This window comes from Janthinobacterium sp. UMAB-56 (genome assembly GCF_900095265.1).
Classification (GTDB): domain Bacteria; phylum Pseudomonadota; class Gammaproteobacteria; order Burkholderiales; family Burkholderiaceae_D; genus Janthinobacterium.
In genome coordinates, this window is sequence record NZ_LT607661.1 from 114,449 (window position 1) to 140,032 (window position 25,584).

The window sequence follows — 25,584 nt, forward strand, 5'->3', positions numbered from 1 at the left end:
CGCGGCATGGCCATGTGCGGCAGGGCCCGCCGACTGGCGGACAATGATAATTTACCGGATTCGACATGAAAAAAATCCTGATGGTCGGCACCAGCCTGAACACCATGGGCGGCATTGCTGCCGTGGCGCGCGTGTACGAGAGCGCGGGCCTGTTCGAGCGCTATCGCGTGCATTACCTGGCCACGCATTGCGATGGCGGGCCCGTGGCCAAGCTGCGCATCATGTTCTGCGCCTATGCGCGCTTCCTCGGCATGCTGCTGACCGGGCAGGTAGGCCTGATTCACGTGCATGTCGCCTCGCGTGCGAGCTTCTGGCGCAAGTCGGGCTTTTTCCTGCTTGCCTTCCTGTGCCGCGTTCCCAGCATCCTGCACTTGCATGGCGGCGGCTTTGCCGTTTTTTATGAGCGGCAGTGCGGTCCGTTGCGGCGCGCATATATCCGCTACATTTTCAATCAGGCCTCGCGCGTGCTGGTCTTGTCGAGCGGCTGGCAGGCCTGGGTGCGCGGCATGAGCCGCAATGCGCATGTCGAGATCATGTTCAATCCGGTGCCGTTGCCGCCTATTGCCACACCATGGTCTGCACGACAAGCGGGAACCGTGTTGTTCCTGGGTAAACTAGGCCAGGCAAAGGGAGTATATGACCTGCTGCAGGCATGTGCCGAACTGACGCAACGTTGTCCCTCACTGCACTTGGCGTTAGGTGGCGATGGCGACCGTAGCGCCTTGCAGCAACAAGCCGATGCGCTGGGGGTCGCGCGGCACGTCGACTTGCTGGGCTGGGTACAAGGCGAGCAAAAGACGCGCCTGCTCAATAGTTGCCGCATCTACGTCTTGCCTTCGTATTTTGAAGGCTTGCCGATGAGCATACTCGAGGCGATGGCCTGTGGCGTACCCGTGATTGCCACGGCGATCGGTGGCATTCCCGAGGCAATACAAGATGGCGTGGAGGGATATCTGCTCGCCCCCGGCGACGTCAATGGGCTTGCTGAGCGGATCGCGCGCTTGCTGTCCGATGACGCGCTGGCGCAAAGCATGGGCGCTGCGGGGCGCAGCAAGGTGGAACGTCAGTTTTCCACGGCGGCGGTCATGCCGCGCCTGGAGCAAATTTATAACGACTTGGGGTTGAGTGCTGTATGACATCGTTAGCATGGAAAATCAACCGCTTGAAATTGATGGGCGCACCTGAAATTGCGTGGCGCGTGCAACAGTTGCTGCAAAAGAAGGCCAGCAAGTTCGGCATCGGTTTGCTGCGCAGCGTGCCGGCGCCGCAATTGGGACGTCTGGGCCGGCCTTTCCTGGTCGGTGACGGCCGCGACACGGATATCGCCTCCCTGCGCGCTGCGGCCGATGCCGTGCTGGCGGGCCGCTGGAATGTGTTTGCCCTGCGTGGAGCCGAACTGGGTTTCCCGCCGCAATGGAACCGCGATCCGAAGACGGGTACCGTGGCGCCATTGACCTTGGGCAAGCAGATTGATTACCGCAGCGAAAAAGTGGTGGGTGATATCAAATACTTGTGGGAACCGAACCGGCACCTGGAACTGGTGGCGCTAGCGCAGGCTTGGAAAGTGACGGGCGAGCGACGCTACGCCGATGGCGCACTGACCTTGCTGCAATCGTGGTTCGAGCAGTGCCCGTATCCCATGGGCGTGCACTGGACCAGTTCGCTTGAGCTCGCGCTGCGCCTGCTGAACTGGGCCTGCGCCTGGGAATTGCTGGGCGGCCTGGCGTCGCCGTTGTTCCAGGGCGAGGCGGGCCAGCGTTTCCTGCAACAGTGGCTTGCCGCCATCTACCAGCATGCGCACTTTATCGCCGGCTATTTTTCGCGCCACTCGTCGGCGAACAACCATCTGTTCGGCGAATACATGGGCTTGTTTGTGGCCAGTAGCGTATGGCCTTGCTGGCCGGAAAGTGCGAAATGGCAGGCGCTGGCGCGCAAGGGGCTGGAAGAGGAGGCGCTCAAGCAAAATACGCCCGACGGCGTGAACCGCGAGCAAGCCGTCTATTATCAGCATGAAGTGATGGACATGATGCTGCTGTGCCAGAGGATCGGGCAAGCCAACGGCGCGGGCTTTTCCACGGCGTACCTGCAGCGCCTGGAGCGTCTGGCCGATTTCATCGCCGCGCTGATGGACGTGGAGGGCAACGTGCCGATGACGGGCGATGCCGACGATGCGCAGATGGTGCGCCTGGCGCACGAGGATGGCTGGCATCGCTACCGCTCGCTGCTGGCCAGCTGCGCCGTGTTGTTTGGCCGCGCCGACTTCAAGCGCAAGGTCAGGCATTTTGACGACAAGAATCGCTGGCTGTTTGGTGTGGCTGGCTTGCAACAGTGGCAGGCGCTCGATGGCGGCTTGCCGGAGGCGCCCGTGATGGCGTTTCCCGACGGCGGCTACTTCCTGCTTGGCAGCGACTTTGGCACGTCCGAGGAAGTGCGCATGGTCATCGATTGCGCGCCGCTCGGCTACCTGTCGATTGCCGCGCACGGGCATGCCGATGCGCTGGCATTTACCCTTTCCGTGAGCGGGGAAGAGTTGCTCACCGATCCCGGTACCTACGCCTATCACACGCAAAAAAAATGGCGCGACTACTTCCGCAGCACACCCGCGCATAACACCGTATCCGTCGATGGTCTGGACCAGTCTGAAATCGGCGGCAATTTCATGTGGCTGAAAAAAGCCAATGCGCGCATGATTGCTCATGAAACGAATTCCGAAGTGCAAGTTTTTGAGGGCGAACACGATGGCTATGGCCGCCTGGCCGATCCTGTGCTGCACCGGCGCCGTATCGAGTTCAACTTTAATAATAAATGCATTGTTGTAAAAGACATATTACAATGTACAAATGTACATGATATTTCCGTGCATTGGCAGTTCGGCGACCACTGCGTGGTCACCGTCGACGAGGGGCAATTGCAGGCGCAGGGACTGCGGTCTGGCTTGCGCATGCGCTGTTCGCATGGAACGCTGGACCTATTGCGCGGCAGCGATACACCACCTGGCGGCTGGATATCGCGCCGCTTCGACGAGAAAACACCGATTACCAGCGCCGCCTGGCGCATGAGGGTGCAGGGAACAATTGAAATTGTGACGCACATCGAGCTGATGCCGCAGGCGTCGTCGGCAAATTCGCCGGCTAATTATTAAAGGAGCATATTTTGAAAATCAGTATTTTTGGCCTCGGCTACGTGGGTGCAGTATCGGCTGGTTGCCTGGCAACGGATGGGCATGAAGTAATCGGCGTCGATCCGAACAGGACCAAGGTTGACCTGATCAACCAGGGCACTACGCCCATCATCGAGAAGGACATCGGCGAAATGATCGCCGCTACCGTGAAAAGCGGCCATTTGCGCGCCACGTTTGACGTGCGTGACGCCGTCTTTGGCTCGGACATGTCGCTCATCTGCGTGGGTACGCCCTCGCAGCTCAATGGCAACCTGGACCTGAGCCATGTGCGCAAGGTGTGCCAGGAAATCGGCGCCGCCATTCGTGAAAAGGATAGTTTCCACGTCGTCGTGGCGCGCTCGACCATGCTGCCAGGCTCCATGCGGGCGCTGGTGATTCCGACCCTGGAAGAGGCCTCGGGCAAGGTGGCCGGAGTCGATTTTGGCGTGTGCAACAATCCGGAATTCCTGCGTGAAGGCACGGCCGTCTACGATTACTACCATCCGCCGAAGACGGTCATCGGCGAATCCGATGAAAAGGCGGGCGCGCTGCTGGTGCAGCTGTATGAAAAGATGGACGCGCCGCTGGTGCGCACGGACGTGGAAACGGCCGAGATGGTCAAGTACACGGACAACACCTGGCACGCTGTGAAGGTGGCGTTCGCCAACGAGATCGGCAATATCTGCAAGGCCGTCGGCATCGATGGCCACAAGGTCATGGAAATCTTCTGCCAGGACACCAAGCTGAACCTGTCGCCGTACTACATGAAGCCGGGCTTCGCCTTTGGCGGCTCTTGCCTGCCGAAAGACGTGCGCGCGCTCACTTACAAGGCGCGCAGCCTGGATCTCGATCTGCCCTTGCTGAATTCCATCCTGCCGTCGAACCAGCGGCAAGTGGAAAAGGGCATCAAGATGATCGTCGACAAAGGTGCGCGCAAGGTGGGCATCCTGGGCTTCTCGTTCAAGGCCGGCACGGACGACTTGCGCGAGTCGCCGCTGGTCGATGTCATCGAGTATCTGCTGGGCAAGGGCTACGAGCTGAAGCTGTATGACAAGAACGTCAACCTGGCCGCCCTGACCGGTGCCAACCAGGATTACATCCTCAATCACATCCCGCACATCTCCAAGCTGATGGTGACGAATATGCAGGACGTGCTCGATTTTGCCGATACCATTGTCATCGGTAACGGCGCGGCCGAATTCAAGACTGTGCCCGCTAGCCTGCAGCCGCACCAGCAGATCGTCGACCTGGTACGCATCAGCAAGGAACAAAGTGGAGAGCAATATGACGGCATCTGCTGGTAAGGCGGACGGCGCCGGCGGCAAGCCGCGGCGCGTCCTGATCCTGGTGGAAAATCTGCCCTCGCCGTTCGACCGCCGCGTGTGGCAGGAAGCGACCACGTTGCATGCGAATGGCTATGAAGTGTCGATCATCTGTCCGACCGGCAAGGGCTACGAATCGCGCTACGAAGCCATCGACGGCATTCAGATTTACCGCTATCACCTGCCGCTGGAAGCGGAGGGCGCCAAGGGCTACCTGGTTGAGTATTCGTTGGCGCTGTTCCACACTTTCCGCCTGGCGTGGAAAGTGCATTTCGCGCGCGGCTTCGACGTGATTCATGCCTGCAATCCGCCCGACTTGCTGTTTCTCATCGGCGGCTTCTTCAAACTGACGATGGGCAAGCGTTTCCTGTTCGATCATCATGACATCAATCCGGAGCTGTACGAAGCGAAGTTTGGCCGTCGCGATTTCTTTTACAAGTTGATGGTGCTGTTCGAGCGCTGGTCGTTCCAGAGCGCCGACGTGTCGATCGCCACCAACGAGTCGTACAAGAAGATCGCCATCGAGCGTGGCGGCATGGACCCGAACGACGTATATGTGGTGCGCAGCGGTCCCAAGCTGGACCGCCTGCGCGTACTGCCGCCCGTGCCTGCACTCAAGAAGGGCCGCGCCTACCTGGTCGGTTACGTGGGCGTGATGGGTGCGCAGGAAGGCATCGATTTGCTGCTGCAGGCGGCGCAATACATCGTGCAGACCTTGCAGCGCGAGGATGTGCAGTTCGGCCTGGTCGGCGGCGGCACCTCGCTGGAACAGATGAAGCAGATGGCGCAGGACATGGGCATTGCTGACTACGTGACCTTCACGGGGCGCGTGCCGGATCAGCAATTGCTGGAAATGCTCAACACGTCCGACGTGTGCGTGAATCCGGACGTGGCCAACGACATGAACGATAAGTCGACCATGAACAAGATCATGGAATACATGGCCCTGGGTAAGCCGATTGTGCAGTTCGACCTTGTCGAGGGCAAGGTGTCCGCGCAGCAGGCGTCGCTGTATGCCTTGAAGAACGACCCCATCGATATGGCGCGCAAGATCGTCGAATTGCTCGACGACCCGGCACGCCGCGAGCAAATGGGGGCGTTTGGCCGCCATCGCGTGATCAATGAGCTGGAGTGGGAATATGAAGCGCCCAAGCTGCTGGCCGCCTATGCGCGCCTGTTCCCTGACGCGGTGCCCGCCGCGTCCGTGACGCTGAGCAAGGACGGCGGCTGATAACAGCGAACAAACCCGCCGCGAGCGGAGGCACGTTTGCCTGAGAAGCGCAGCTGTGCTTTGGTACCTTGAGCATCAGTGGTCTCGACCGGTAGCGCGCAGCAGGTTTTGTTCAGTGCACTAGGGAGCGCGGCGTGCTGGGTAGCATGCTGATCGCCTGAAGGATTATAGCGTCGAGCGTGAATGCTCCCCATAAACTGTTTGTGAAGTGAAACCATGAAAATTTATCCAGTCATCCTGTCCGGCGGTTCGGGCACCCGTTTATGGCCGCTGTCGCGCGCCGTGCTACCCAAGCAGTTGTTGCCGCTGGTAACGGACAAGACCATGCTGCAGGAAACTGCCCTGCGCGTGAGCAGCCTGCCGAACCGCCGTGCCGGCGATAGCGGACTGGCTGGTTTTGACGTCATGCCGCCGCTGGTGGTATGTGGCAATGAACACCGCTTCATGGTGGCCGAGCAATTGCGCGAGATCGGCCTGCCGCCACTTGGCATCCTGCTCGAACCGGTGGGGCGCAACACGGCGCCTGCCGTGGCCGTGGCTGCGCAATACCTGCTGGCCATCGACCCGCAGGCCCTGATGTTGGTCTTGCCAGCCGACCATGTCATTACCGATGTGGCTGCGTTTCACGAGGCCATCGCCAAGGCGGCACTGCTCGCGTCCGATGGCGCCCTGGCCACTTTCGGTATCGTGCCGACGGTGCCGGAAACGGGTTATGGCTATATCCGCAGTGGCGCGCCCGTGAGCCCGGGTGGGGCGGGCTGCCGGGTCGAGCGTTTCGTGGAAAAGCCCGATCTCGCCACGGCGCAGTCGTTCCTCGCCGCCGGTAATTATTTCTGGAACAGCGGCATGTTTATGTTCCGCGCTGAGCGTTATCTTGGCGAACTGGGACAATTTCAGCCAGCCATGCTGGCCTCCTGCGAGGCAGCCGTGCGCGACGGCTACCGCGACCTCGATTTCTGCCGCCTGGAAGAGCAGGCCTTCGCCGCTTGTCCATCGGATTCGATCGACTACGCCGTCATGGAGCATACGGCGCATGCGGTGGTGCTGCCGGCTGCCATCGGCTGGAGCGATGTGGGTTCCTGGTCGGCATTGTGGGAAGTACAGCAGGGAGATGTCAACGGTAACGTGGTGCGCGGCGATGTGTATCTCGATGGCGTGAGCAATTGCCTGGTGCGCGCCGAGCGCCGCATGGTGGCCGTGCTGGGCGTGCAGGACTTGATCGTGGTGGAAACGGACGACGCCATCCTGGTGGCGCACAAGGACCAGGTACAGCGCGTGAAACAGGTGGTCGATCACTTGAAGCAGGCGGGGCGCAGCGAACACGTGCAGCATCGCAAGGTGTACCGACCGTGGGGCAGCTATGAAGGCATTGATATCGGCGAGCGCTTCCAGGTCAAGCGCATCACCGTCAATCCTGGCGGGAAGCTGTCTCTGCAGATGCACCACCACCGCGCCGAACACTGGGTGGTGGTGAGCGGTACGGCCAGTGTGACTTGTGGTGACAAGGTGACCTTGCTGACGGAAAATGAGTCCACCTACATTCCCATTGGCATGACCCACCGCCTGGAAAATCCGGGTAAGTTGCCCCTGCACCTGATCGAGGTGCAATCGGGCAGCTACCTGGGCGAAGACGACATCGTGCGCCTGGAGGATGTCTACCAGCGCGCCTGATGTGCAGTTTTTTACGATATCCGCAGTGTGAAACTATTGGCTGTAGGAATGATGCTATAAAGTAACTTTCCATTGGAAAATAGTTAACATAAAAAATTGCTTTATGCTATGATTCTGCCTGCTTTGATCAGATAACTCATGCGGATGCAAGCGCATCCGCACTCACGCTCGGTGGAATCGCATGAAGAAAAATACGTATTCGACGCTGGCCGCGCTGGCCTTTGCCGGTTCAGCCTTGTTTTCGTCGGCAACAATGGCCGCCCCCGTCGATATCAGTTCCACGCCTGGTGCTGTCAATCTGGCAGCGGGCGGTTCGCTGACTTTCGGCGACAAATTCAAGAATAATCAAAAAAGCAATTTTTTCAACGACCTGTTCAATTTTAGCGTGACGCAGGCCAGCGACCTGAGCGTGGTGCTGAATTCGCGCAGCAGCAGTGCGGCGAATGGCTTGAACCTGACGGGTTTCGGCTTGTACAGCATTGTCAGCAATACCTTGCTGCGGGGCGGTGATCAGCTGTTGACCGGTATCGATGACAAGTGGACCCTGTCGTATGCCAACCTTGCCGCAGGTTCCTATTACTTGAAAGTCAGCGGCAACGTGGTCTCGAACACGGGCGCAGCCTTCAGTGCGAACGGCAGCCTGATTTCGGCCGTGCCTGAGCCAGGCACGTATGCGATGTTGCTGGCGGGCTTGGGTCTGCTGGGTTTCATGGCACGCCGTCGCCAGAAGGCGGCTTGAGCCCTGCCTGGCTGATAGGTATCCTCGTTTGCGTTTCCATCCCGCAGCTGGCCTGAGCCAGTTGCAGTCATCTTGGTGAAAAGTATGAAAAAATTCCTGAAATCCCTGTTTGTGGCCGCCATGTTTGCCGGCAGCAGCCTGGCAGCCCAAGCTGCGCCGGTTGACATCAGCCACGCGACGGTGGATCTGACGCAAGACTTGCTTGATTATTCCAGTAGCGAACTGCTGGGCTCGTTTTCGCTGGCGCCAGGCCAGTTGGCCGGCACGGGCAATAACTTTTTCAGCGATAAATTTACCTTCAGTGTGACGGGCTTTAACGACCTGAGCGCACTGGCGACATCGCTCAAACCGAGCGCCAACTCCGGCCTGACCTTGACCGGTCTGAGCCTGGGCAATGCCAGCGGCATTCTTTTTCATGGCGCGCTTGACCTGATCAATTTCACGGCACAAGACCAGGCGTGGTCGTTGCAGTCAGGCTCCACGCCTTTGGCTGCTGGCAATTACTTCCTGCAAATTGACGGTTATGTGGCCTCCCCAACTGGCGGCAGTTATAGTGGCATCCTGGCCGTCACGCCGGTACCAGAGCCGGAAACCTACGGCATGTTGCTGGTGGGCCTGGGTTTGCTCGGTTTCATGGCGCGCCGCCGCAAGCTGCAAGCCTGAAGAAAAAATTCTGTACATGAAACGGAGGCTGCGGCCTCCGTTTTTTTTTGCCGCATACCGACATGGGACTATAATCGACCGGCACAGTAGGTGGCTGCGGCATGGCTGCCTGGATATTTCCTCACGACGATACTGACCATTGCATACATCTCTCTGCTTTTCGCTGGCGCTGGCCGCCGGCATTGCGCACGCCGATGCGCCATCCGTGACGCCAGGGTTGAACGCCTCGCAATTGGCCATCGTCATCAACGATGCGGAGCCGAACAGTGTGGAAGCGGGGGAATATTACCGCCAGGCGCATGGCGTCCCCGCCGCCAATATCGTGCACGTGACGATACCGAACCGGCCCAAAAAACTCAGCGTGGACCAGTTCGCGCAGCTAAAGTCGCGCATCGACGCCCAGCTCAAGCCGGAAATCCAGGCGGTACTGATGGTGTGGAGCGCGCCGTACGCGGTCGAGTGCAATTCCATCACGGCCGCATATACCCTGGGCTACGATGCGGCGCAGTGCGCCAAGACCTGCAATGCCGGCAAACAGAGCCCTTACTTCAACAGCACTGTCAACCAGCCATTCACGCAGATGGGCATGCGCCTGTCGATGTTGCTCCCGGTGGATTTTGTGGCGGAGGCCAAGGCCGTCGTGGACCGCGGCACGGTCAGCGGCTTTTCCGTGCCGCCCGCCAGCGCCTATTTCCTGACCACCAGTGAAGGCGCGCGCAATAGCCGTGCGCCCTTTTTTCCGCCTGCTGGCGTGGTGCGCCAGCGCAAGCTCACCATCAAGAACATCAAGGCCGATTCGCTTGAGGGAGCGCAAGACATCATGATTTACCAGACGGGTATGGCCAAGGTAGGCAAGCTCGATACCCTGCGTTTCCTTCCGGGGGCACTTGCGGATCACCTGACCTCGTTTGGCGGCGATTTGCAAGGTACGGCGCAGATGAGCAGTCAGCGCTGGCTCGAGGCGGGCGCCACGGCCAGTTATGGCACCGTCAGCGAACCGTGTAACTTCTGGCAGAAATTTCCCAATTCGACAGTCTTGCTGCGCCGCTACCTGGGCGGGATGACGGCGCTGGAAGCGTATTGGGGCAGTGTCGCGTGGCCGGCGCAAGGCTTGTTTATCGGCGATCCCCTGGCGGCGCCATATCTGGCATTCCGACGCTGAGGTGGTTTACCTGGACGAAAAAAAAGCTCTTGCGAGCTTTTTTCTTATGTCTGGCGCCCGGCCTTGCGGCGCACGGCAACGGCCAGCAAGCCGAGGCCGGCCATCAGCATGGACCAGGTCTCGGGTTCCGGTACGGCGGGCGTGATGGGCGGCACGATGGCCCCGCCACCGGTGCCACCGGTGCCATTGCTGCCGCTGTCGATACCGCCGCCTGCGCCGCCACCGCCCACACCGGCTTTTCCTGGGGGGGCGCCCGTTTCAAAGCCGGACGATGTCAGCAGTGGTGCATAGACGCTATCGGCGCTGACGTAGGCGCGGCCGGCGCCGCGATAACCAGCGGCATCGTCGATCACTGGCTGGTCTTGCACGGCGATAAAGTCGCGCGCGCCAAAGCGGTACTCGCCGCCGGCATTGCCGGTGCGTGCGCCGGAGCTGCCGCCGCCATCGCCTTGCTGGCCCAGCAGATTGGCCAGGCGGTGACCCTGGTTGCCGGATTGCGGATGGCGCAATACCTGGCTCGATTCGCCTTCGCCGAATTCCGGCGTCTGGCTCGTGCCATCATTGGTGCGTGCGCCGAAGCCGATGAATCCATCGACGAGGCTGCAAGCGCTGTACGTGCTGTCTAGGTCGGCGTCCTTCGCCTTGCCGACTGCGTTGCCGGCGGCTCCCGTGGCCTGGCAGCGTTTCTCGTCGCCGCTGGCACGCTGAGCACTATTTTGAGCTTGCGCCGTGCTAGTCGCCAGCAATAACATACTGCAGGCGAACAACGAAGCGAACTTGAGTGGGGTGGCTGGTTTTAACATTACTTACCTCTTGAAAATGCATTCTGAGCGCGGCGAGCATCGCCAGGCGCTGAGGATGTGATTGGTGCGTGCGCTGCCTGTGCGACGTTGTTCGTGCACTGACAGGACCGCATCTGAAGAGCCAGGCATGGATGGGGCCTGCTCAATCTATTTGTATTGCAAGGTTCTCAAGGTTGCTAATGGCTTATCAAGAACAAAACTTATTTGCCTTAAATATATCATATATTTCAGCCGGCGCCTCTTTTTTCTTGCCATCGTGAACCTGACGTTGCTCATTGGACCCTAAAAACCGTAGTTGCCCGTGCTTCAGGTAAGAGACTTTTACGCCATTCGGCTTAATCAAATGTCATCAAGTCGTCATCCCCGGTCTTTAATATGCAAATAACAAGTCTGAAATACTTTTGTTAATTGTGGTGCGCCGGCCCGTCTGCTCGGGCTGGCGCCATTTTTTTACTGACCGGGATCTCCATGCACACCTCGCTTTCCTCCTTGCGCACGCCCTTGCGCCTGACCGTCATGGCCACGCTGCTGGCCAGCCTGTCCCTGCCAACCGTGGCCCTGGCTGCTTCCGATATCGTCATCAGCCAGGTGTATGGCGGTGGCGGCAATAGCGGCGCTGTATATACCAATGACTTCATCGAAGTTTTCAACCGTGGCGCCAGCCCGGTCAATGTGAATAACTGGAGCGTGCAATACGCGTCGGCTGCAGGTTCGAGCTGGTCCGTGACGGCCTTGCCGGCTATCGATTTGCAACCTGGCCAGTATCTGCTGGTCCAGCAAGCCAAGGGCGCCGGCGGCACGGCGGCGCTGCCCACACCGGACGCCAGCGGCAGCGTGGCCATGTCGGGCACGGCGGGCAAGGTGTTACTGAGCAATAGCAAGACGGCGCAAACGGGCGTCAACCCCACAGGTGCCAGCGTCGTCGACCTGGTCGGTTTTGGTACGGCCAACGGCTTCGAGGGCAATGTGGCACCCGCGCCATCGAATACCTTGTCGATAGCGCGCGCAAATGGCGGCTGTGGCGACACGGACGATAACAGCAGCGACTTCGCCACTGGCAGCGTGACGCCGCGCAATACGGCCTCGCCGCTGAATGTGTGCGGCGGCCCCGTCGTGCACCAGATCATCACCAGCTGCCCCGCCAGTCTGGCGCTGGCCGTGGGCAATGGCGGCAGCGCCGTGCTGCGCGCTTCCGACGTCGATGGCATCGTGAATGCTGCCAGCCTTGGCTCGCCGGCAGTGGCCGGCATCAACCTGGCCAATTTCAGTGCCGCCGGCGTGGCCGGTGAGAGTGCCATGGTCAGCCTGCTGGTGGCCGCTGGCGTGCCGGTCGGCAATTATCCCGTCATCGTGAATTTCAGCAATGACCAGCAGCAAAGCACCAGCTGCAAGATCGATGTCGCCGTGCAAGGCCTGGCCGCCATCAGCCACACGATTCCGCAAATCCAGGGCAGTGGCGCGGCCAGCCCCTACGCCAATTCCGTGCAGACGACGGAGGGCGTGGTGACCCTGAAAGTGGGTACGGGCTTCTTCATCCAGGATGCGGCCGGTGATGGCGACCCTTCGACCTCGGACGGCATCTTCGTGTACACGGGCGCGACGGCCACCACCGTGCAGCCGGGCGAACTGGTGCGCGTGACGGGCACGGTGTTCGAGTACACGCCTTCGGGTGCTAAAAATTCCTACACGGAATTGAAGGACGTGACGGCCATCCTCACGCAAAGCGCGGGCCACAGCATCGTGCCGGCCAACGTGACGATGCCGAACGATAAGCTGGCTGCCGTCGAAGGCATGCTGGTGCGCTTTACGCAACCGTTGACCGTGTCGCAAAACGCCTACCTGGGCGCGCGCGGCGAATTGAGCCTGTCGGCGGGGCGGCGCGAAGTGCCGACCAACCGTTATCCAGCCGGATCAAACGAGGCGCAAGCCTTGATCGCCGCCAATGCGAGCAACCTGATCGTGCTCGATGATGGCATTTTCGTCACGCCGCCCACCATTCCGTACATCGGCCAGGATGGCACCGTGCGCAGCGGCGACACGGTGTCCGACCTGACGGGCGTGGTGGATTTTGGCGCCATCGGCGGCGGTGGCGCCGCATATAAACTGCAGCCGACGCAAGCGCCACAGTTTTCGCGCGACAATCCACGCACGGGCAGTCCGGAACTGCCGTCCGGCAACGTCAAGGTGGCCAGTGCCAATGTGCTGAACTTCTTTACGACCTTTACCAATGGCAGCAATGTCTTTGGCCAGACGGGACAGGGTTGTACTTTGGGCACCTCGACCACCAAGAGCAATTGCCGCGGCGCCGACAACCTGGCCGAGTTCGTGCGCCAGCGCGACAAGATTGTGGCCGAACTGCAAGCCATCGACGCGGACGTGGTGGGCTTGATGGAAATCCAGAACAATGGCGAAACGGCCGTCACCTATCTGGTCGAGCAGCTCAACGCGGCCATCGGCGGCGTCACTTACGCGGTGGTGCCGAAACCGGCCGCCACCGGCACGGACGCCATCCGCGTGGCCATGATCTACAAGCCTGCCAAGCTGGGCCTGGTGGGCGGTGCTCTGTCGGACGCCAACGCCATCAACAATCGTCCGCCGATGGCGCAGACCTTCCGTGCCGCGAATGGCGAGAAATTCTCGCTGGTCGTCAACCACCTGAAATCGAAGGGCAGTTGCCCGTCGAGCGGGCTGGACGCTGACCAGAACGATAGCCAGAGTTGCTGGAATGCCACGCGCGTGCAACAGGCGCAGCGCCTGGTGGGCAGCTTCGTGCCGCAGGTGGCTGCCGCCGCCGGCGACGCCGACGTGCTGGTCATCGGCGACTTGAATTCGTATGGCGCGGAAGACCCGATCCAGGTCATCACGGGCGCCGGCTTCGTCAATGAGCTCGAGCGTTTCGTGCGTCCGTCGGGCGTGCCGTATTCGTATGTCTTCGGCGGCCAGAGCGGCTACCTCGACCATGCTTTGGCCAGCGCTTCGCTGAGCCCGCAAGTGGCGGGCGTGGCCGAATGGCATGTGAACGCGGACGAGCCGGAAGTGATCGACTACAACATCGATTCTGCCAAGCCGCAAGACTTGTACAACGCCTTGCCTTACCGCGCCTCGGACCATGATCCTGTCGTTGTCAGCCTGGACTTGCAGCCCGCCTTCCGCGACATCACGGCCGGCGTCGCGCAAGCCAGTTCTGGCCTGACGTTCAACCGCGTGACGCAAAAGTACACGGGGACGTTTGCCTTCACCAACACGGGCACGACGGCCATCAGTGGTCCGTTCCAGGTGCTGTTTGGCGGCTTGCCGGCCGCCGTCAGCCTGGCCAATGCCACGGGCAGCCATGCGGGTGCCGCTTACGTCAGCGTCAACGCGGCCAGCCTGGCGCCCGGTGCTACAGCCTCGTTCGCCGTCAGTTTTACCAATCCGTCGAAAGTGACGATCCATTATTCCGCCAGCATCTTTGCCGGCAACTTCTAAGGAAGCATCATGTTGACTACGAAATTACATCTGACCCTGCGTCGCGCCGTGCTGGCCACCTTGCTCGCCGCCAGCAGCAGTCTGGCCCTGGCGGACCCGCTCGCCTACCACGTGGAAATCGACACCAGCGCATTCTCTGGCGCCGGTTTCCTCGACTTCGCCTTTATCGCTGGCAATAGTCCTGCGCCGGGCGCCAGCGCCACCCTGAGCAATTTCTCGGGCGCTTTCGGCGCACTGGAATCGCAGGAAGGCAGCGTCAGCGGCAGCTTGCCCGGCACTTTGACCTTCGGCAATAGCGGCGCCTACAACGACTGGTTTCACAATGTGACACTGGGCGGCAAGTTCGGTTTCAACATCGTCTTTGGCGGCGATTTCCTGAACACGTCCGGCAACGCTGGCACGACCTTTGGCGTAGGCTTGCTCGACGCCACGGCTACGTCCTACCTGGGCAATATCAATGGCAACTTGCTGCAATTCGAGCTGACCCCGCTCAACGGCGGCTTGCCCGCCAGCATAGCCGGCAGCACCTACGCCAGCATCGCGTCGATCTCGGCCGTGCCGGAAGCGTCGGAATGGATGATGTTGACGGGCGGCCTGGCACTGATCGGTTTTGCCCTGCGCCGACGCCAGTCGGTCACGCCAGCATAGTCTTTCCAGTCTGGACACAGCGCGCCCATGGCCCGCTGTGTTTTTTTTCATCTATTTATTTGAAATAGCTATAAATCAGGAAACTAAATTGTATTAGTCAGCGTTTTGCGCTTGATGCATAGTGAAAAACTTGTCGGGCAGTCTAGTTTTTTCATGGGCTGCCGCCAACTTTTTCGGGAGGATGCATCGATGCCTGGCCACATTCTGGTGCTGGACCCAGCGCCCGCCATGCAAGCGCTGCTGGCGCATAATCTCGGCGGTGCCGGCTATCGGGTCAGCTGTGCCGTGGACGCGCGCGGCGCGCTGGCGCTGCTGGCCGCCACCGCGCCCGACTTGCTGATGCTGGAATGGGCATTGCCGGATGCCTCAGGTATCGGGCTGTTGCGCCAGGTGCGCCAAGACGGCGTGCTGTGCGACTTGCCCATCATCATGCTCAGTGCGCGCGACAGCGAACAGGACAAGGTGCTGGCGCTGGAAAGCGGCGCCGACGATTATCTCTGCAAGCCATTCGGTCCACGTGAAATGCTGGCACGCGTGCATGCGCTGCTGCGCCGGCGCGCGCCTTCGGCCTTGCGCGCAAGTTCAGGCTCAAGCGTGGCCGGCGACACCGTCTTGCGCCTCGATCCGCACACCCAGCGCGTGACCGCCGGCAGCGTGCCCGTCAACCTGGGCCGCGTGGAATTCAGGCTGTTGCATTTCCTCATGGACCATCCTGGCAGGGTGCATAGCCGCGCGCAATTGCTGGACCAGGTCTGGGGGCGTGGCGCTTATCTGGACGAGCGCACTGTCGACGCCCACGTGGGACGCTTGCGGCACGCCTTGCAGCCGGGTGGCTGTGGCCACCGCATCGAAACCGTGCGCGGCAGCGGCTACCGTTACCTGGCGTTTGACGCCGCCATGTGCGCATGATGCTGCTGACGGGGCGGGAACAGGAATACCTGTTGCACGCCATACTCGGCGCGCATGGCATCAGCGTGTCCAGCGATTTCTTCCTGTGGAGTCAGGGGCCGCTGCAAGCCTTGTTGCCGCACGCCATACTCGTTTGCGCGCAGCTGGGCGCCGATGGGAGTGTGCTGCGCAGCGAGGCGTGGCACAGTGCCGTGCTCGATCCCGTGCAGCTGCGCGACATCAACGACACGCGCGATGGCCAGGTGGCGCGTCTGGCGCAGGCCTGGCGCGCGGGCGGCCAGAAGGCGGTCGTCATCGGACAAGTCCTGGTGCATGGCAATGTGGTGGCAGGCGGCGGCAGTTTTTTTGCCCTGTTCTGTACCTCCCTGCCGGACCCGGCACGCCAGGCGTACGTGCTGGAACTGCTGCTGCCTTATCTGCACCTGCATTGGCTGGCGCTGCAAGACCGCGTGCGCCTGCCCATGGCGGGCCCGGCCGCGTCGCGTGCGGCCAGCGCGCGCGAGCTGGAAGTGCTGCACTGGGTCAGCATCGGCAAGAGCAATGAGGAGGTGGGGCAAATCCTCGGCATCAGCGGCGGGACCGTGAAAAGCCATTTGCAGCGCATCTACAAATTATTCGGCGTGAGCAACCGCACGCAAGCCGTGTCGCGCGGCCTCGCGCTGCGCCTGCTCAGCCATTAGCGCTGGTCCTGCGGCGGGGCCTGTTTCTTGCCATTGCCGCCGCCAGTGTGCGTGTATTCGATGGTACTGAGCGATACCTGCGCCACGTCCGGGCTGGCTCGCAGGCGCGCCACTTCGTCCGGCGTCAGCATGGCCGCGAAGCCGTTCAGGGTGACCGTGTAACGGTATTGCACGGGCGCCTCGGCCACCAGCGCCAGCACGGCACGCTGACGCTCTTCCAGGTAGGCCGTATAGCGGCGCGCCGCCTCGCTGCCCGTGTCCAGGCGCCGGCCCTGAACGAGGGTGGGGGCCAGGCCCGGCACGCCCCCCGTGTACGAGGCCAGTGGTGCATCCGTCAATTGCACGATGTAGGTGTGGCGCGCCTGCTGCGCCGGTTTGTGCTGCTCCGTTGGCACGGCGCCGGCCAAGCTACTGACACCGGCGATAGCGGCAAATATCCAGTTTTTCGAGGGCATGGCAGGCTTTCCAGGCGTTGGGGAGGCACCTATGATGCCGATTCTACGCCTGTATCGGCGGCACATAAAAAAACGCGCCCCGCAGGGCGCGTCGTGTGGTCATTCGAACGATGTGCTTACAGCTTGGCGTCCGTTTTCACGCTGCGCATGCTGGGTACTGCCAGCGGCAGCGGGTTGTTGGTTTCCACCGACAGCACGGTGGTGGAGGCCGCCGCGTTGTTGCCATCAAGGAAGACGACGCCGCCCAGGTAGCGTTTGCCCGTTTCCAGGCCCGACCAGCTGACGCCGGCTGTGGCGCTGCCGCCCACATACACCTTGCCTGGCAGGGTGGCTTTCAGGTTGCCGCCCTTGTCGGCCGTCGTGACGATGGCGGACGACAGGCCGAAGCCGGTCGACACGCCATTCGCCACTTGGTAGCCGATCACGCACAACTTGTAGCTGCCGGCCGCCGGGGTGGTCAAGGTGATGGCCTCGTTCGAGCCAGCAGAGGCCGAAGTGGCGACGGTCGCGCCTGCGCTGTTGAGCAGCAGCAAGTCGATGTCATTGCCTGTGCCTTCCGTGGTGTCGCGGTCGAAGGTCTCGAAGCGTGCCACTACCGCGCTGGCGGGAATGCTGACATTGACCACCCGCACGCCGCTGCCGCCCGCCTTGCACGCGGCAGCCATCTGCTCCAGCGTGTCGACGCTGCCCGGTGCGGCCTGGGTGATGGTTTGCTCGCTGCGCGTCACTTCCTTCAGGCCACCTGTCGCTGCGCCGACCTTGCCGGCAAAGCCGGTGGACAGGGTCAGCGAACGCAAGCCGCTGACCTTGTCGGCCCGCAGCAGTGCCGGCGATTGCACCGCGCGACCCGAGCGGGCCGTGACGGGGCTGCGTACCGTGTGCACGCCGTCGCTCCACACGAGGGCGCCGTACTGCCAGGCGTTGTCCGGCGCCGTGGTGCGCGTCAGCGTCACGCTGAAGGACTTGGTTTCGCCGGGCGCCAGCGCCAGGGTGGCAGGCGCCACTACCACGCTGTAGCCGCTGACCGAGGCGCTGGCCGTATAGGTGGCGCTGCTGCTGCTCACGTTGGTGACGCGGCGCGTCACCGTTTGCGTGCCCAGCACGTTGGCGATGGTGATCGACGGCATGTTCAGGTTGTAGCCGGCCAGGGTGCCGCCCGTACATTCAGCCGTCATGCCGACGCCGCACATGTATTTCTTGTAGTCAGCCAGGCTGGCGTCATACACGAGGCCAGGATCGGCAGCCTTGTTCGGCGTCACGTGGCCGGCGCCCTGGGCCCATGGCAGGATGCCGCGCGCATCGCCTGCCTGGGTATCGGGCAGGGTGGTGCTGCCTGTGGTCATCAGGGCCGATTTGATGGCGGCCGGACTCCAGTCAGGATGCTGCTGGCGCAGCAGGGCGGCCAGGCCGGCCACGTGCGGGCTGGCCATCGAGGTGCCTTGCAGGAAGATATAGGCTTGCGCCGGCACCAGGCTGCCATCCTGCACGGCGTCGCGCTGGGCGCGCGACAGGGCAGGCGAGCCGCCGGCCAGGATATCGACGCCAGGCGCCGCGACGTCGGGCTTGAGCAGGTTGGCGTCGAACAGGTTCGGGCCGCGCGACGAGAAGTCGGCCACCACAGGGGCGGCAGGGCCGTTGCCATTGGTGACGAAGCGCGAGATGGCCGCCGTGGCGACGCCCGTTTGCGCCTGGGCGTTGATCAGCGCGCCATCGGCGGCACTCACGTGCACGGCTGGCAGCACGTGCTGGTCCGAAACCAGGCCCAGGCCCGTGTCGACCAGCACCATGCCGGCGCCGCCCGCTTCGAGCACGGCGACGCCCTTGTCGGTGCGCGCCGTGGTGCCGCGCAGGCAGCTGACGACCTTGCCTGCGACCTTGGCCGGGTCCAGCAAGGCCACGCCGCCGTTGTCGCCGGCACGGTAGCACAGCGCCAGTTTTTGCGCATCGGCGCCTGGCAATCCTGCATCCTGGGCGCGGATCAAGGTGGTGGCCGGCAGCGGGTTGTAGTTGAGCGAGGCGCCCGTGTACTTGGCGCCATTGCCCAAGGTCACGGTGGCCTGGTTGGCGCGGTTGTGCGTCGAGGCGGCCACCGTGGTGATCCACGGGCTGACGTGGGCCACGGTGTTCGCCGGGCCCGAGTTGCCAGCCGAAGCGGCAACGAACACGCCGGCATTCGAGGCATGCAGGAAGGCTTGCTCGACCGGATCGTTGACGCTGCCGCCGCCGCTGATCGAGTAGTTGATCACGTGTACGCCATCCTGCACGGCTTTTTCAATCGCCGCCACGCTGTCGCCGCCGTAGCAGCTATTTTTCGCGCCCGTCGCCTGGGTGGCCAGGTTGTAGGACCAGCACACCTTGTAGACGGACAGGCGGGCGCGTGGCGCCACGCCGGAAATCGCGCCCAGCGGCGTACCCTTCGTCGTGACAGGCACGCTCGCATTGCCACCCGCAGTCGATGAGGTGTGCGTGCCGTGGCCGCCTTCGCCGCTAGGGTCGCCAACGGAGTCGCGCGGCGAGGTGAATTCGCTCCAGTGCTGGATCTTGTCCGTTTCGGTCAGGCGTACGGCGTTGAAGTATTGCGCACCGAGCAGCTTGTTATTGCAGTGGTCTTGTGTAAAGCCTTCGCCCGTCTGGCAGCTGCCCTTCCAGGCGGCCGGCGCGGCGCCGTATGCCAGGGTGGCGTTCGGGTCGAAGGTCGGGGTGCCGTTGGCATCGACCTTGTCCGCATACGACAGGTTTTCCGGCCACACGCCGCCATCGACGATGCCGATGATGATGTCTTCGCCCGCATGCTGCTTGCCACCCAACTGGCTCCACAGGCCGCCCGGCTGGTCCAGGCCGAGGAAGGTTGGCGTGTAGTTCGTTTGCAGGGTGCGCGGCTCGTCGGGCGCGATGCTGGCCACGTCGCCGCTTGACTGCAACTGGCGCACTTCGGCGTCGGTCAGCAGGGCGGAGAAACCGTTGAGGACGATCTTGTACTGGTATTGCACGGGTGCGGCGGCGACGAGCGCTTGTACCCGGGCTTGTTTCTGCTCGAGGTAGTCGCCGTACAGCTGCACTTCGGCGCTGGCCAGGTCGAGGCGGCCGCCGGCGGCAGGCTGGGTTGCGCCCAGGCCTTCCACCGAGCCGGCGTAGGAAGCGATCGGTTTATCGGTCAGTTGCACGATGTAAGGGCGGCGCAGGTCGTCGGCGTGGGCCTGGAAGCTCAGGCTGGCAAACAGGCTCAGCACGGCGAGCGAAATGGGACGCAAAGCGGGACGGAATGTCATGTAGGATTTCCTGTAACGGTAGCGAAAAGGGGCAAATCAGGCTTGCTGGCGGCGGCGTGCCGCGAAACCGATGCCTGCCAGGCCCAGCAGCAGCATTGCGTAGGTCGATGGTTCAGGTACCGAGGCGACGATATTGTCGAGCGCAAACTGGCCCTTGTTGGTACTGAAGGCGCTGCAACTGCCGGCCGTGTTACAAGTGAAACCGAAGAAGGCCAGCGAAGCGAATTGCTGGCTGCCGAAGCTGGCGCTGGTGTTGTAGCGCTGGAACTGGAAGCTGCCGCCGACGGGGCCGCCCAGCTGATACGTTTCGTACAGGGAAGAACCGTCAGCGTAAAAGCCTTGCACGCGCAACAGGCCGGCCACTGCCGGGTAGGTGATGCCCTGGGCGTAGCCGATGAAGCTGGCGTCGAAGCCTTGCAGGCTGACGCTGCCGCCCGGGTTGAGTGGGTCGAGGTAGACGATGCCGTCGTTGAGCGATGCATAGTAATTGCTTGTATTGTTGGTCGGGCAGGCCATGCCGCAGGCGGCCGGGTCCGTGCCGTCGAACACCGCACCGACCAGGTCGCCATAATTGGCGCCAGGCACATTCGAGGCGCCCGTCAGCAGGAATTTCCCGATTTCCAGAGCGTCGCCATGGCCGACGAACTGGCTATCCAGATTATCAAAGTTGATCACGTCCGCCATGGCGGCGGGCGCACAGGCGGCGGACAGGGCCAGGATGGCGGCACCAGTCAACTGCTTGACGGAGAAGGGACTTGCTGCGGAAGCTGCCTTCGAATGCACAATACGAGTCATGAATTTTCCCTTGGTGATTATGTCGGATGCAATATGTTTTGCGTCTTGGGTGTTCTTTCCTGCGTGGACGGATAAGACCAATACGCAGAAAATTGATTTTTACTATAGCAAAAGAGGCAATTATATTGTTTGCTATTCTTGCAAATTTAATTTGAAAGTTACAAATTTTGAATGAATAAAATTCATCACTTACTATGAATTGATAACCAAGAGTAGATGCTTTCCGCATTGAAAATAGTTGAATCATTGACCAGGCTGGCAAGTGCGCGCGGCATGGTGGCAGTTTCGCGCGCAGGGGATGGTTTCCCATGCAATTTGTTGTTCACAGTACAAAGAAAAGATTGTATTAACCATAAGCGGCATGGTAGGCTGATAAGCATCGGGCAAGCGCGTGTCGCCCCGGGCGTGGCCATCAGCCGCGCGCAGCGACGCAATGTATTGAAGGTAGGCAATAAGGAGTTACCGGATGCACGCAGCACACAGGCAGTACCTTGTGGCAACGCGCCCAGCGCGTGGTTTTACATTGCTCGAATTGTTGGTCGTGATCGTAATCATCGGCTTGCTGGCGGCCTATGTCGGCCCCAAATATTTCGCCCAGTTGGGCAAATCCGAAGTGACGGTGGCCAAGGCGCAGATCGAAGCGTTCGAAAAATCGCTCGATACTTACCGCCTCGATGTGGGACGCTATCCGAGCACGGAAGAAGGACTGGCCGCATTGCTGGTGGCACCGCCCGCCGCCGGCACCCGCTGGAATGGACCGTACCTGAAAAAAGCCGTGCCGCTCGATCCGTGGGGTCATGCCTATCAATACCGCGCACCGGGCAGCAAGGGCGAATATGACATCGTTTCCATGGGCAAGGATGGCCAGCCAGGCGGTAGCGGCGAGAATGCCGACATCAGCTCGCAATAAGGCCAGCGCGCCCACTCTTTTGTTACGGATACGCCATCATGCAGTTTGAAGTACGTGCGCTTTCCACGGACCAGGCGGTAGCTACCTTGCATACCTGCGTGATCGACGGCCGCGACGAAGCCGACGCGCGCCGCCAGGCCGAGGCGCGCGGGTTGTTTGTCAGCGCCATCCGTCCCTTGCGGGCAACGCCGTTCAGTGCGGCAGGGCGCCAGCGCGCGCGGGCCTTGCCCTTGCTGTTGTTCAGCCAGGAATTGCTGGCGCTGTTGCAAGCGGGCCTGGGCATCGTCGAGGCGCTGGAAGCCTTGCTGGAAAAGGAAGCGTCGCCGGCCACGCGCAGCGTGCTCACGCGCCTGCTGGAAGGCTTGCGCGAAGGCAAACGCTTTTCCGCCACCCTGGCGGAGCAGGCCGAACTGTTTCCCCCTTTGTACATCGGCATCGTCAAGGCGGCCGAAGGCACCAGTGACTTGCCGCGCGCGCTGTCGCGCTACGTCGACTACCAGCAGCGCATCGATACGGTGCGTGGAAAAATTGTCAGCGCCGCCATCTATCCCACCATCCTGCTGGCCGTGGGCGGCGGCGTCAGCGCCTTCCTGATCAGCTATGTGGTGCCGCGTTTTGCCGAGGTTTACCAAGGGGCGGGGCGCAACCTGCCGTGGATGTCGCAAGTCATGCTCAGCTGGGGCCAGTTCGTTACGCAGCACGGCTGGCTGCTGTTGCTCGGGCTGCTGATCACCGGCAGCGTCGTATTGACGGCCGTGCGGCGCGCGCTGCGCCATGGCGGCGTGGCGCGCCTGCTGGCGAAGCTGCCCGGCATCGGCGAGCGCGTGCGTATCTATGAACTGTCGCGCCTGTACCTGACGCTGGGCATGCTGGCCGAAGGCGGCATCACCATCGTGCAGGCGATTGCCACCGTGCATGCGATGGTTTCGCCGGGCATGCAGGCGTCGTTGCAGCAGGCGCGCGGCGCCATCGAGGCGGGCCAGCCCCTGTCATCGGCCTTCGAGCAGCATCAATTGACGACGCCCATTTCGCTGCGCATGCTGCGCGTAGGCGAGCGCACGGGCGACATGGGCCCCATGCTGACCCAGTCGGCGGCTTTCTATGACGGTGAAATCAGCCGCTGGATCGATCGTTTCACGCGCACCTTCGAGCCGTTGCTGATGGCCGCCATCGGCCTGGTCGTGGGCGCCATCGTGATCTTGCTGTATATGCCCATCTTCGACCTTGCCGGCGATATTTCATGATACAAACCGACTCTGCGCCCGCCGTGGCCATCGTGGCCATCGATTCTGCGTTGCTGCAGCACGCGCGCGCCCTGTGCCGGCAATCGAAGCGCAGCCTGGTCGAGGAGTTGCAGCAATTGAGCGGCATCGAGGCGCGCGCCGTGGTGCGCGAGCTGGCGCGCCCCTTCGGCCTGGATGTGCTGGAAACGGCCGACATGCTGGCCTGCTCGCCCGCCTTCGATGTGCTGCCCCTGTCGCAGGCGCTGGCGCGCCATTGCGTGCTGCTGCGCGCCGCCGACGGCCAGCTGGTGGGCGTAATCGCCGACCCGTTCGACCTCGACCTGCAAACCTGGCTCAGTGCGCGCGCCGGCCAGGGCACCTTGAGCGTGCGCCTGGCGCTGCAGGCCGACATCGCCGCCTACCTGTCGAAACAGGAAGAGTCGGCGCGCGCCGTCGACAGCCTGCTGCCTGGCGCCGCTACTGACGCGCGGCGCGATGGCAAGACGGCGGCCGTGCTGTCGTTCGCCAGCGTGTCGGAAGCGGCCAGCCCCGCCGTCAAGCTGGTCAACTCGACCTTGTATGACGCGCTGAAAGCGGGCGCCTCGGACATCCACCTGGAAAGCACGGCCAGCGGCCTGGCCGTCAAGTACCGGGTCGACGGCGTGCTCGATCATGCCACCTCCGTCAACGGCATCGAGGTGGCCGAGCACATCATCTCGCGCCTGAAGGTGCTGGCCGAACTCGATATCGCCGAGCGCCGCGTGCCGCAGGACGGCAGCTTCCGCGTCGAGGCGGGCGGGCGCGAAATCGATTTGCGCGTCTCCATCATGCCCAGCATCCATGGCGAGGATGCCGTCATCCGCATCCTCGACAAGCGCGCCATGATCGAGGCGTACGGCGCACTGACGCTCGAAGCGCTGGGCTTTGACGTGCCGTCGCTGCAAGCCCTGCGCGCGCTGGCACAGGAAGCCTACGGCATGCTGCTCGTCACCGGCCCTACGGGTTCGGGCAAGACCACCACCCTATATGCGGCGCTGACGGAAATCCATAACGGACGTGAAAAGATCATCACCATCGAAGACCCCGTCGAATACCAGTTGCCCGGCATTTTGCAAATCCCCGTGAATGAAAAGAAGGGGCTGACCTTTGCCAAGGGCTTGCGCTCGATTTTGCGCCACGACCCCGATAAAATCATGGTGGGCGAGATCCGCGACCGCGAGACGGCGGAAATCGCCGTGCAGTCGGCCCTTACGGGCCACCTGGTGCTCACCACCGTGCACGCGAATAATGTCTTCGACGTATTTGGCCGTTTTACGCACATGGGCATCGATCCGTATGCATTCGTCTCGGCCCTGAACGGCATCTGGGCGCAGCGGCTGATCCGCACCAACTGCCCGCATTGCGCCACTGACTACACGCCCGACGATGCTGAACTGGCCAGCGTGGGCCTGGCGCGCGCCGACGTGGCAGGCTACCAGTTCAAGCAGGGCAAGGGTTGCGGCGACTGCCGCGGCACGGGCTACAAGGGGCGCCGCTCGATCGCCGAGATTCTCGTGCTGACCGATGAAATCCGCGAACTGATCGTCGATAAAAAACCGATCCGCCAGATCAAGGCGGCCGCGTATGCGAACGGCACGCGCAGCCTGCGCCTGGCGGCGCTGGAACTGGTCAGGCGGGGCGCCACCACCATCACGGAAATCAAGAGGGTCACCCTGCATGCGTAGAGCTTACGGACTAGGGCTGCGCCTGGGCGTGGCGGCGGGCAAGTTGAGCCTGTGGCGCAGCAGTCGCTGGCGCGCGCCCGCCTGGACACTGCTGGCCGAGCAGGCGTATGTGCCGGACGACACGCTGCATGGCGATTTTTCCGCCCTGGGGCAGGCGCTGGCGCAATTGCTGCCAGCCGGCGAATATGCGGGCTGGCCACTGTCCGTGGTGCTCGACGATGCGCTGGCGCGCCTGTGGCAAGTCGACCTGCCGCAGGGCGCCGCGCGCCTGGCCGATATCGAGGCGGCCGCCGCGCTGCGCTTCCAGTCGCTGTATGGCGATCCGCCCGGCCTGTGGCACAGCAGTAGCGCCTGGGATGCGCGCGCGCCATTTTTCTGCGCCGTGCCGCATGCGCTGCTGGCGCAGCTGACGCGCGTGGCGGCCGCAGGCAAGCTGGCCTTGATTTTTATTACGCCGCAATTTGCGCGCCACTGGAACCGCTGGCACGGCGCGCTGAAACCGGGCGCCTGGTTTGGCCAGCTGCAGGAGAACGCCTTGACCCTGGGCGTGCGGCACGATGGACAGCTGCGCGCCGTGCGCGCATTGCCCGTTCCCCCTGGCGCCGGCCATGGCTGGCTGGAGCAGGCGCTGGCGCGCGAAGCGCTGCTGCAAGGCGTGCCCGCACCGGCGCTGCTGCAGCTGTGCGGCGCGCCGCCAGCGGACTGGCTGGCACCGGCGGGAGCGTTCCACTGCCAGATATTTGCCACGCCGG

General features: G+C 62.3%; 20 protein-coding genes. 16 read left to right on the forward strand and 4 right to left on the reverse strand.

All coding sequences use genetic code 11. The features are described from left to right. Window positions 1–65 precede the first annotated feature (65 nt). The 8 genes from K0F85_RS19170 to K0F85_RS19205 all read left to right on the forward strand — a co-directional run bounded on the left by K0F85_RS19170 (window position 66) and on the right by K0F85_RS19205 (window position 9,948). Window positions 66–1,136: a glycosyltransferase family 4 protein gene (locus tag K0F85_RS19170; RefSeq protein ID WP_219117543.1), complete on the forward strand. Its 1,071-nt coding sequence runs from the start codon at window positions 66–68 to the stop codon at window positions 1,134–1,136. Next, entirely contained in the window at window positions 1,133–3,142 is a 2,010-nt protein-coding gene (locus tag K0F85_RS19175; protein WP_219117544.1) for an alginate lyase family protein, read from the forward strand. The genes K0F85_RS19170 and K0F85_RS19175 overlap by 4 nt, the downstream gene beginning before the upstream one ends. A gap of 11 nt (window positions 3,143–3,153) precedes the next feature. Beyond that, window positions 3,154–4,464 (forward strand): nucleotide sugar dehydrogenase, encoded by a 1,311-nt coding sequence (locus K0F85_RS19180; RefSeq protein ID WP_219117545.1) that lies wholly within the window; start codon window positions 3,154–3,156, stop codon window positions 4,462–4,464. After that, on the forward strand, window positions 4,445–5,713 hold the full coding sequence (locus K0F85_RS19185) for a glycosyltransferase family 4 protein (RefSeq protein WP_219117546.1): 1,269 nt from the start codon (window positions 4,445–4,447) through the stop codon (window positions 5,711–5,713). Before K0F85_RS19180 ends, K0F85_RS19185 begins: the two co-directional genes overlap by 20 nt. 216 nt (window positions 5,714–5,929) lie before the next feature. Beyond that, window positions 5,930–7,384 carry a mannose-1-phosphate guanylyltransferase/mannose-6-phosphate isomerase gene (locus tag K0F85_RS19190; protein ID WP_219117547.1) on the forward strand — a complete coding sequence of 485 codons (1,455 nt, stop codon included), beginning with the start codon at window positions 5,930–5,932 and terminating at the stop codon, window positions 7,382–7,384. A gap of 181 nt (window positions 7,385–7,565) precedes the next feature. Continuing rightward, window positions 7,566–8,123, forward strand: a complete 558-nt coding sequence (locus K0F85_RS19195) for an FxDxF family PEP-CTERM protein (protein WP_219117548.1) — start codon at window positions 7,566–7,568, stop codon at window positions 8,121–8,123. Between the two features lie 84 nt (window positions 8,124–8,207). After that, entirely contained in the window at window positions 8,208–8,786 is a 579-nt protein-coding gene (locus tag K0F85_RS19200) for an FxDxF family PEP-CTERM protein (protein ID WP_219117549.1), read from the forward strand. A 139-nt stretch (window positions 8,787–8,925) separates the two neighbouring features. After that, window positions 8,926–9,948, forward strand: coding sequence for a TIGR03790 family protein (locus tag K0F85_RS19205; RefSeq protein ID WP_219117550.1), 1,023 nt, complete (start codon window positions 8,926–8,928; stop codon window positions 9,946–9,948). A gap of 44 nt (window positions 9,949–9,992) precedes the next feature. On the opposite strand, the gene K0F85_RS19210 is transcribed toward K0F85_RS19205, so the two are convergent. Next, window positions 9,993–10,751 carry a PEP-CTERM sorting domain-containing protein gene (locus tag K0F85_RS19210; RefSeq protein ID WP_257572887.1) on the reverse strand — a complete coding sequence of 253 codons (759 nt, stop codon included), beginning with the start codon at window positions 10,749–10,751 and terminating at the stop codon, window positions 9,993–9,995. A 468-nt stretch (window positions 10,752–11,219) separates the two neighbouring features. Here K0F85_RS19210 and K0F85_RS19215 point away from each other — a divergent pair, with 468 nt between their 5' ends. From K0F85_RS19215 to K0F85_RS19230, 4 genes are all read left to right on the forward strand, one after another. Next, a complete protein-coding gene (locus tag K0F85_RS19215) occupies window positions 11,220–14,219 on the forward strand; it encodes an ExeM/NucH family extracellular endonuclease (RefSeq protein WP_219117551.1) in 3,000 nt (999 codons plus the stop codon). Window positions 14,220–14,228: 9 nt separating this feature from the next. Continuing rightward, window positions 14,229–14,867 carry an NF038129 family PEP-CTERM protein gene (locus K0F85_RS19220; RefSeq protein WP_219117552.1) on the forward strand — a complete coding sequence of 213 codons (639 nt, stop codon included), beginning with the start codon at window positions 14,229–14,231 and terminating at the stop codon, window positions 14,865–14,867. A gap of 189 nt (window positions 14,868–15,056) precedes the next feature. Continuing rightward, the gene (locus K0F85_RS19225; RefSeq protein ID WP_219117553.1) at window positions 15,057–15,776 is read left to right on the forward strand and encodes a winged helix-turn-helix domain-containing protein; all 720 of its coding nucleotides are present in this window, start codon (window positions 15,057–15,059) and stop codon (window positions 15,774–15,776) included. A 32-nt stretch (window positions 15,777–15,808) separates the two neighbouring features. Then, window positions 15,809–16,456 carry a LuxR C-terminal-related transcriptional regulator gene (locus K0F85_RS19230; protein ID WP_257572888.1) on the forward strand — a complete coding sequence of 216 codons (648 nt, stop codon included), beginning with the start codon at window positions 15,809–15,811 and terminating at the stop codon, window positions 16,454–16,456. Here K0F85_RS19230 and K0F85_RS19235 read toward each other — a convergent pair. The 3 genes from K0F85_RS19235 to K0F85_RS19245 form a co-directional block, all read right to left on the reverse strand. Continuing rightward, window positions 16,453–16,911 carry a protease inhibitor I9 family protein gene (locus K0F85_RS19235; RefSeq protein WP_219117555.1) on the reverse strand — a complete coding sequence of 153 codons (459 nt, stop codon included), beginning with the start codon at window positions 16,909–16,911 and terminating at the stop codon, window positions 16,453–16,455. The genes K0F85_RS19230 and K0F85_RS19235 overlap by 4 nt on opposite strands. 116 nt (window positions 16,912–17,027) lie before the next feature. Next, the gene (locus K0F85_RS19240; protein WP_219117556.1) at window positions 17,028–20,180 is read right to left on the reverse strand and encodes a S8 family serine peptidase; all 3,153 of its coding nucleotides are present in this window, start codon (window positions 20,178–20,180) and stop codon (window positions 17,028–17,030) included. Window positions 20,181–20,216: 36 nt separating this feature from the next. Beyond that, entirely contained in the window at window positions 20,217–20,975 is a 759-nt protein-coding gene (locus K0F85_RS19245; protein WP_219117557.1) for an NF038120 family PEP-CTERM protein, read from the reverse strand. Between the two features lie 466 nt (window positions 20,976–21,441). On the opposite strand from K0F85_RS19245, the gene gspG reads away from it, so the two are divergent. The 4 genes from gspG to K0F85_RS19265 all read left to right on the forward strand — a co-directional run. Continuing rightward, entirely contained in the window at window positions 21,442–21,885 is a 444-nt protein-coding gene (gspG, locus tag K0F85_RS19250; protein ID WP_219117558.1) for a type II secretion system major pseudopilin GspG, read from the forward strand. 38 nt (window positions 21,886–21,923) lie between these two features. Next, a complete protein-coding gene (locus K0F85_RS19255; RefSeq protein ID WP_219117559.1) occupies window positions 21,924–23,129 on the forward strand; it encodes a type II secretion system F family protein in 1,206 nt (401 codons plus the stop codon). Next, the gene (locus K0F85_RS19260; RefSeq protein WP_219117560.1) at window positions 23,126–24,832 is read left to right on the forward strand and encodes a GspE/PulE family protein; all 1,707 of its coding nucleotides are present in this window, start codon (window positions 23,126–23,128) and stop codon (window positions 24,830–24,832) included. The genes K0F85_RS19255 and K0F85_RS19260 overlap by 4 nt, the downstream gene beginning before the upstream one ends. Further along, a partial coding sequence (locus K0F85_RS19265) for a hypothetical protein (RefSeq protein WP_219117561.1) occupies window positions 24,825–25,584 on the forward strand: 760 nt, incomplete at its 3' end. The genes K0F85_RS19260 and K0F85_RS19265, both read left to right, overlap by 8 nt.

What these genes read in the sequence shown, in the direction of transcription:
- K0F85_RS19210 (WP_257572887.1), bottom strand. Translation starts at nt 10,751, where the DNA reads ATGTTAAAACCAGCCACCCCACTCAAGTTCGCTTCGTTGTTCGCCTGC.
- K0F85_RS19225 (WP_219117553.1), top strand. Translation starts at nt 15,057, where the DNA reads ATGCCTGGCCACATTCTGGTGCTGGACCCAGCGCCCGCCATGCAAGCG.
- gspG (WP_219117558.1), top strand. Translation starts at nt 21,442, where the DNA reads ATGCACGCAGCACACAGGCAGTACCTTGTGGCAACGCGCCCAGCGCGT.
- K0F85_RS19215 (WP_219117551.1), top strand. Translation starts at nt 11,220, where the DNA reads ATGCACACCTCGCTTTCCTCCTTGCGCACGCCCTTGCGCCTGACCGTC.
- K0F85_RS19220 (WP_219117552.1), top strand. Translation starts at nt 14,229, where the DNA reads ATGTTGACTACGAAATTACATCTGACCCTGCGTCGCGCCGTGCTGGCC.
- K0F85_RS19240 (WP_219117556.1), bottom strand. Translation starts at nt 20,180, where the DNA reads ATGACATTCCGTCCCGCTTTGCGTCCCATTTCGCTCGCCGTGCTGAGC.
- K0F85_RS19190 (WP_219117547.1), top strand. Translation starts at nt 5,930, where the DNA reads ATGAAAATTTATCCAGTCATCCTGTCCGGCGGTTCGGGCACCCGTTTA.
- K0F85_RS19235 (WP_219117555.1), bottom strand. Translation starts at nt 16,911, where the DNA reads ATGCCCTCGAAAAACTGGATATTTGCCGCTATCGCCGGTGTCAGTAGC.
- K0F85_RS19175 (WP_219117544.1), top strand. Translation starts at nt 1,133, where the DNA reads ATGACATCGTTAGCATGGAAAATCAACCGCTTGAAATTGATGGGCGCA.
- K0F85_RS19195 (WP_219117548.1), top strand. Translation starts at nt 7,566, where the DNA reads ATGAAGAAAAATACGTATTCGACGCTGGCCGCGCTGGCCTTTGCCGGT.
- K0F85_RS19185 (WP_219117546.1), top strand. Translation starts at nt 4,445, where the DNA reads ATGACGGCATCTGCTGGTAAGGCGGACGGCGCCGGCGGCAAGCCGCGG.
- K0F85_RS19200 (WP_219117549.1), top strand. Translation starts at nt 8,208, where the DNA reads ATGAAAAAATTCCTGAAATCCCTGTTTGTGGCCGCCATGTTTGCCGGC.
- K0F85_RS19260 (WP_219117560.1), top strand. Translation starts at nt 23,126, where the DNA reads ATGATACAAACCGACTCTGCGCCCGCCGTGGCCATCGTGGCCATCGAT.
- K0F85_RS19170 (WP_219117543.1), top strand. Translation starts at nt 66, where the DNA reads ATGAAAAAAATCCTGATGGTCGGCACCAGCCTGAACACCATGGGCGGC.
- K0F85_RS19245 (WP_219117557.1), bottom strand. Translation starts at nt 20,975, where the DNA reads ATGACTCGTATTGTGCATTCGAAGGCAGCTTCCGCAGCAAGTCCCTTC.
- K0F85_RS19255 (WP_219117559.1), top strand. Translation starts at nt 21,924, where the DNA reads ATGCAGTTTGAAGTACGTGCGCTTTCCACGGACCAGGCGGTAGCTACC.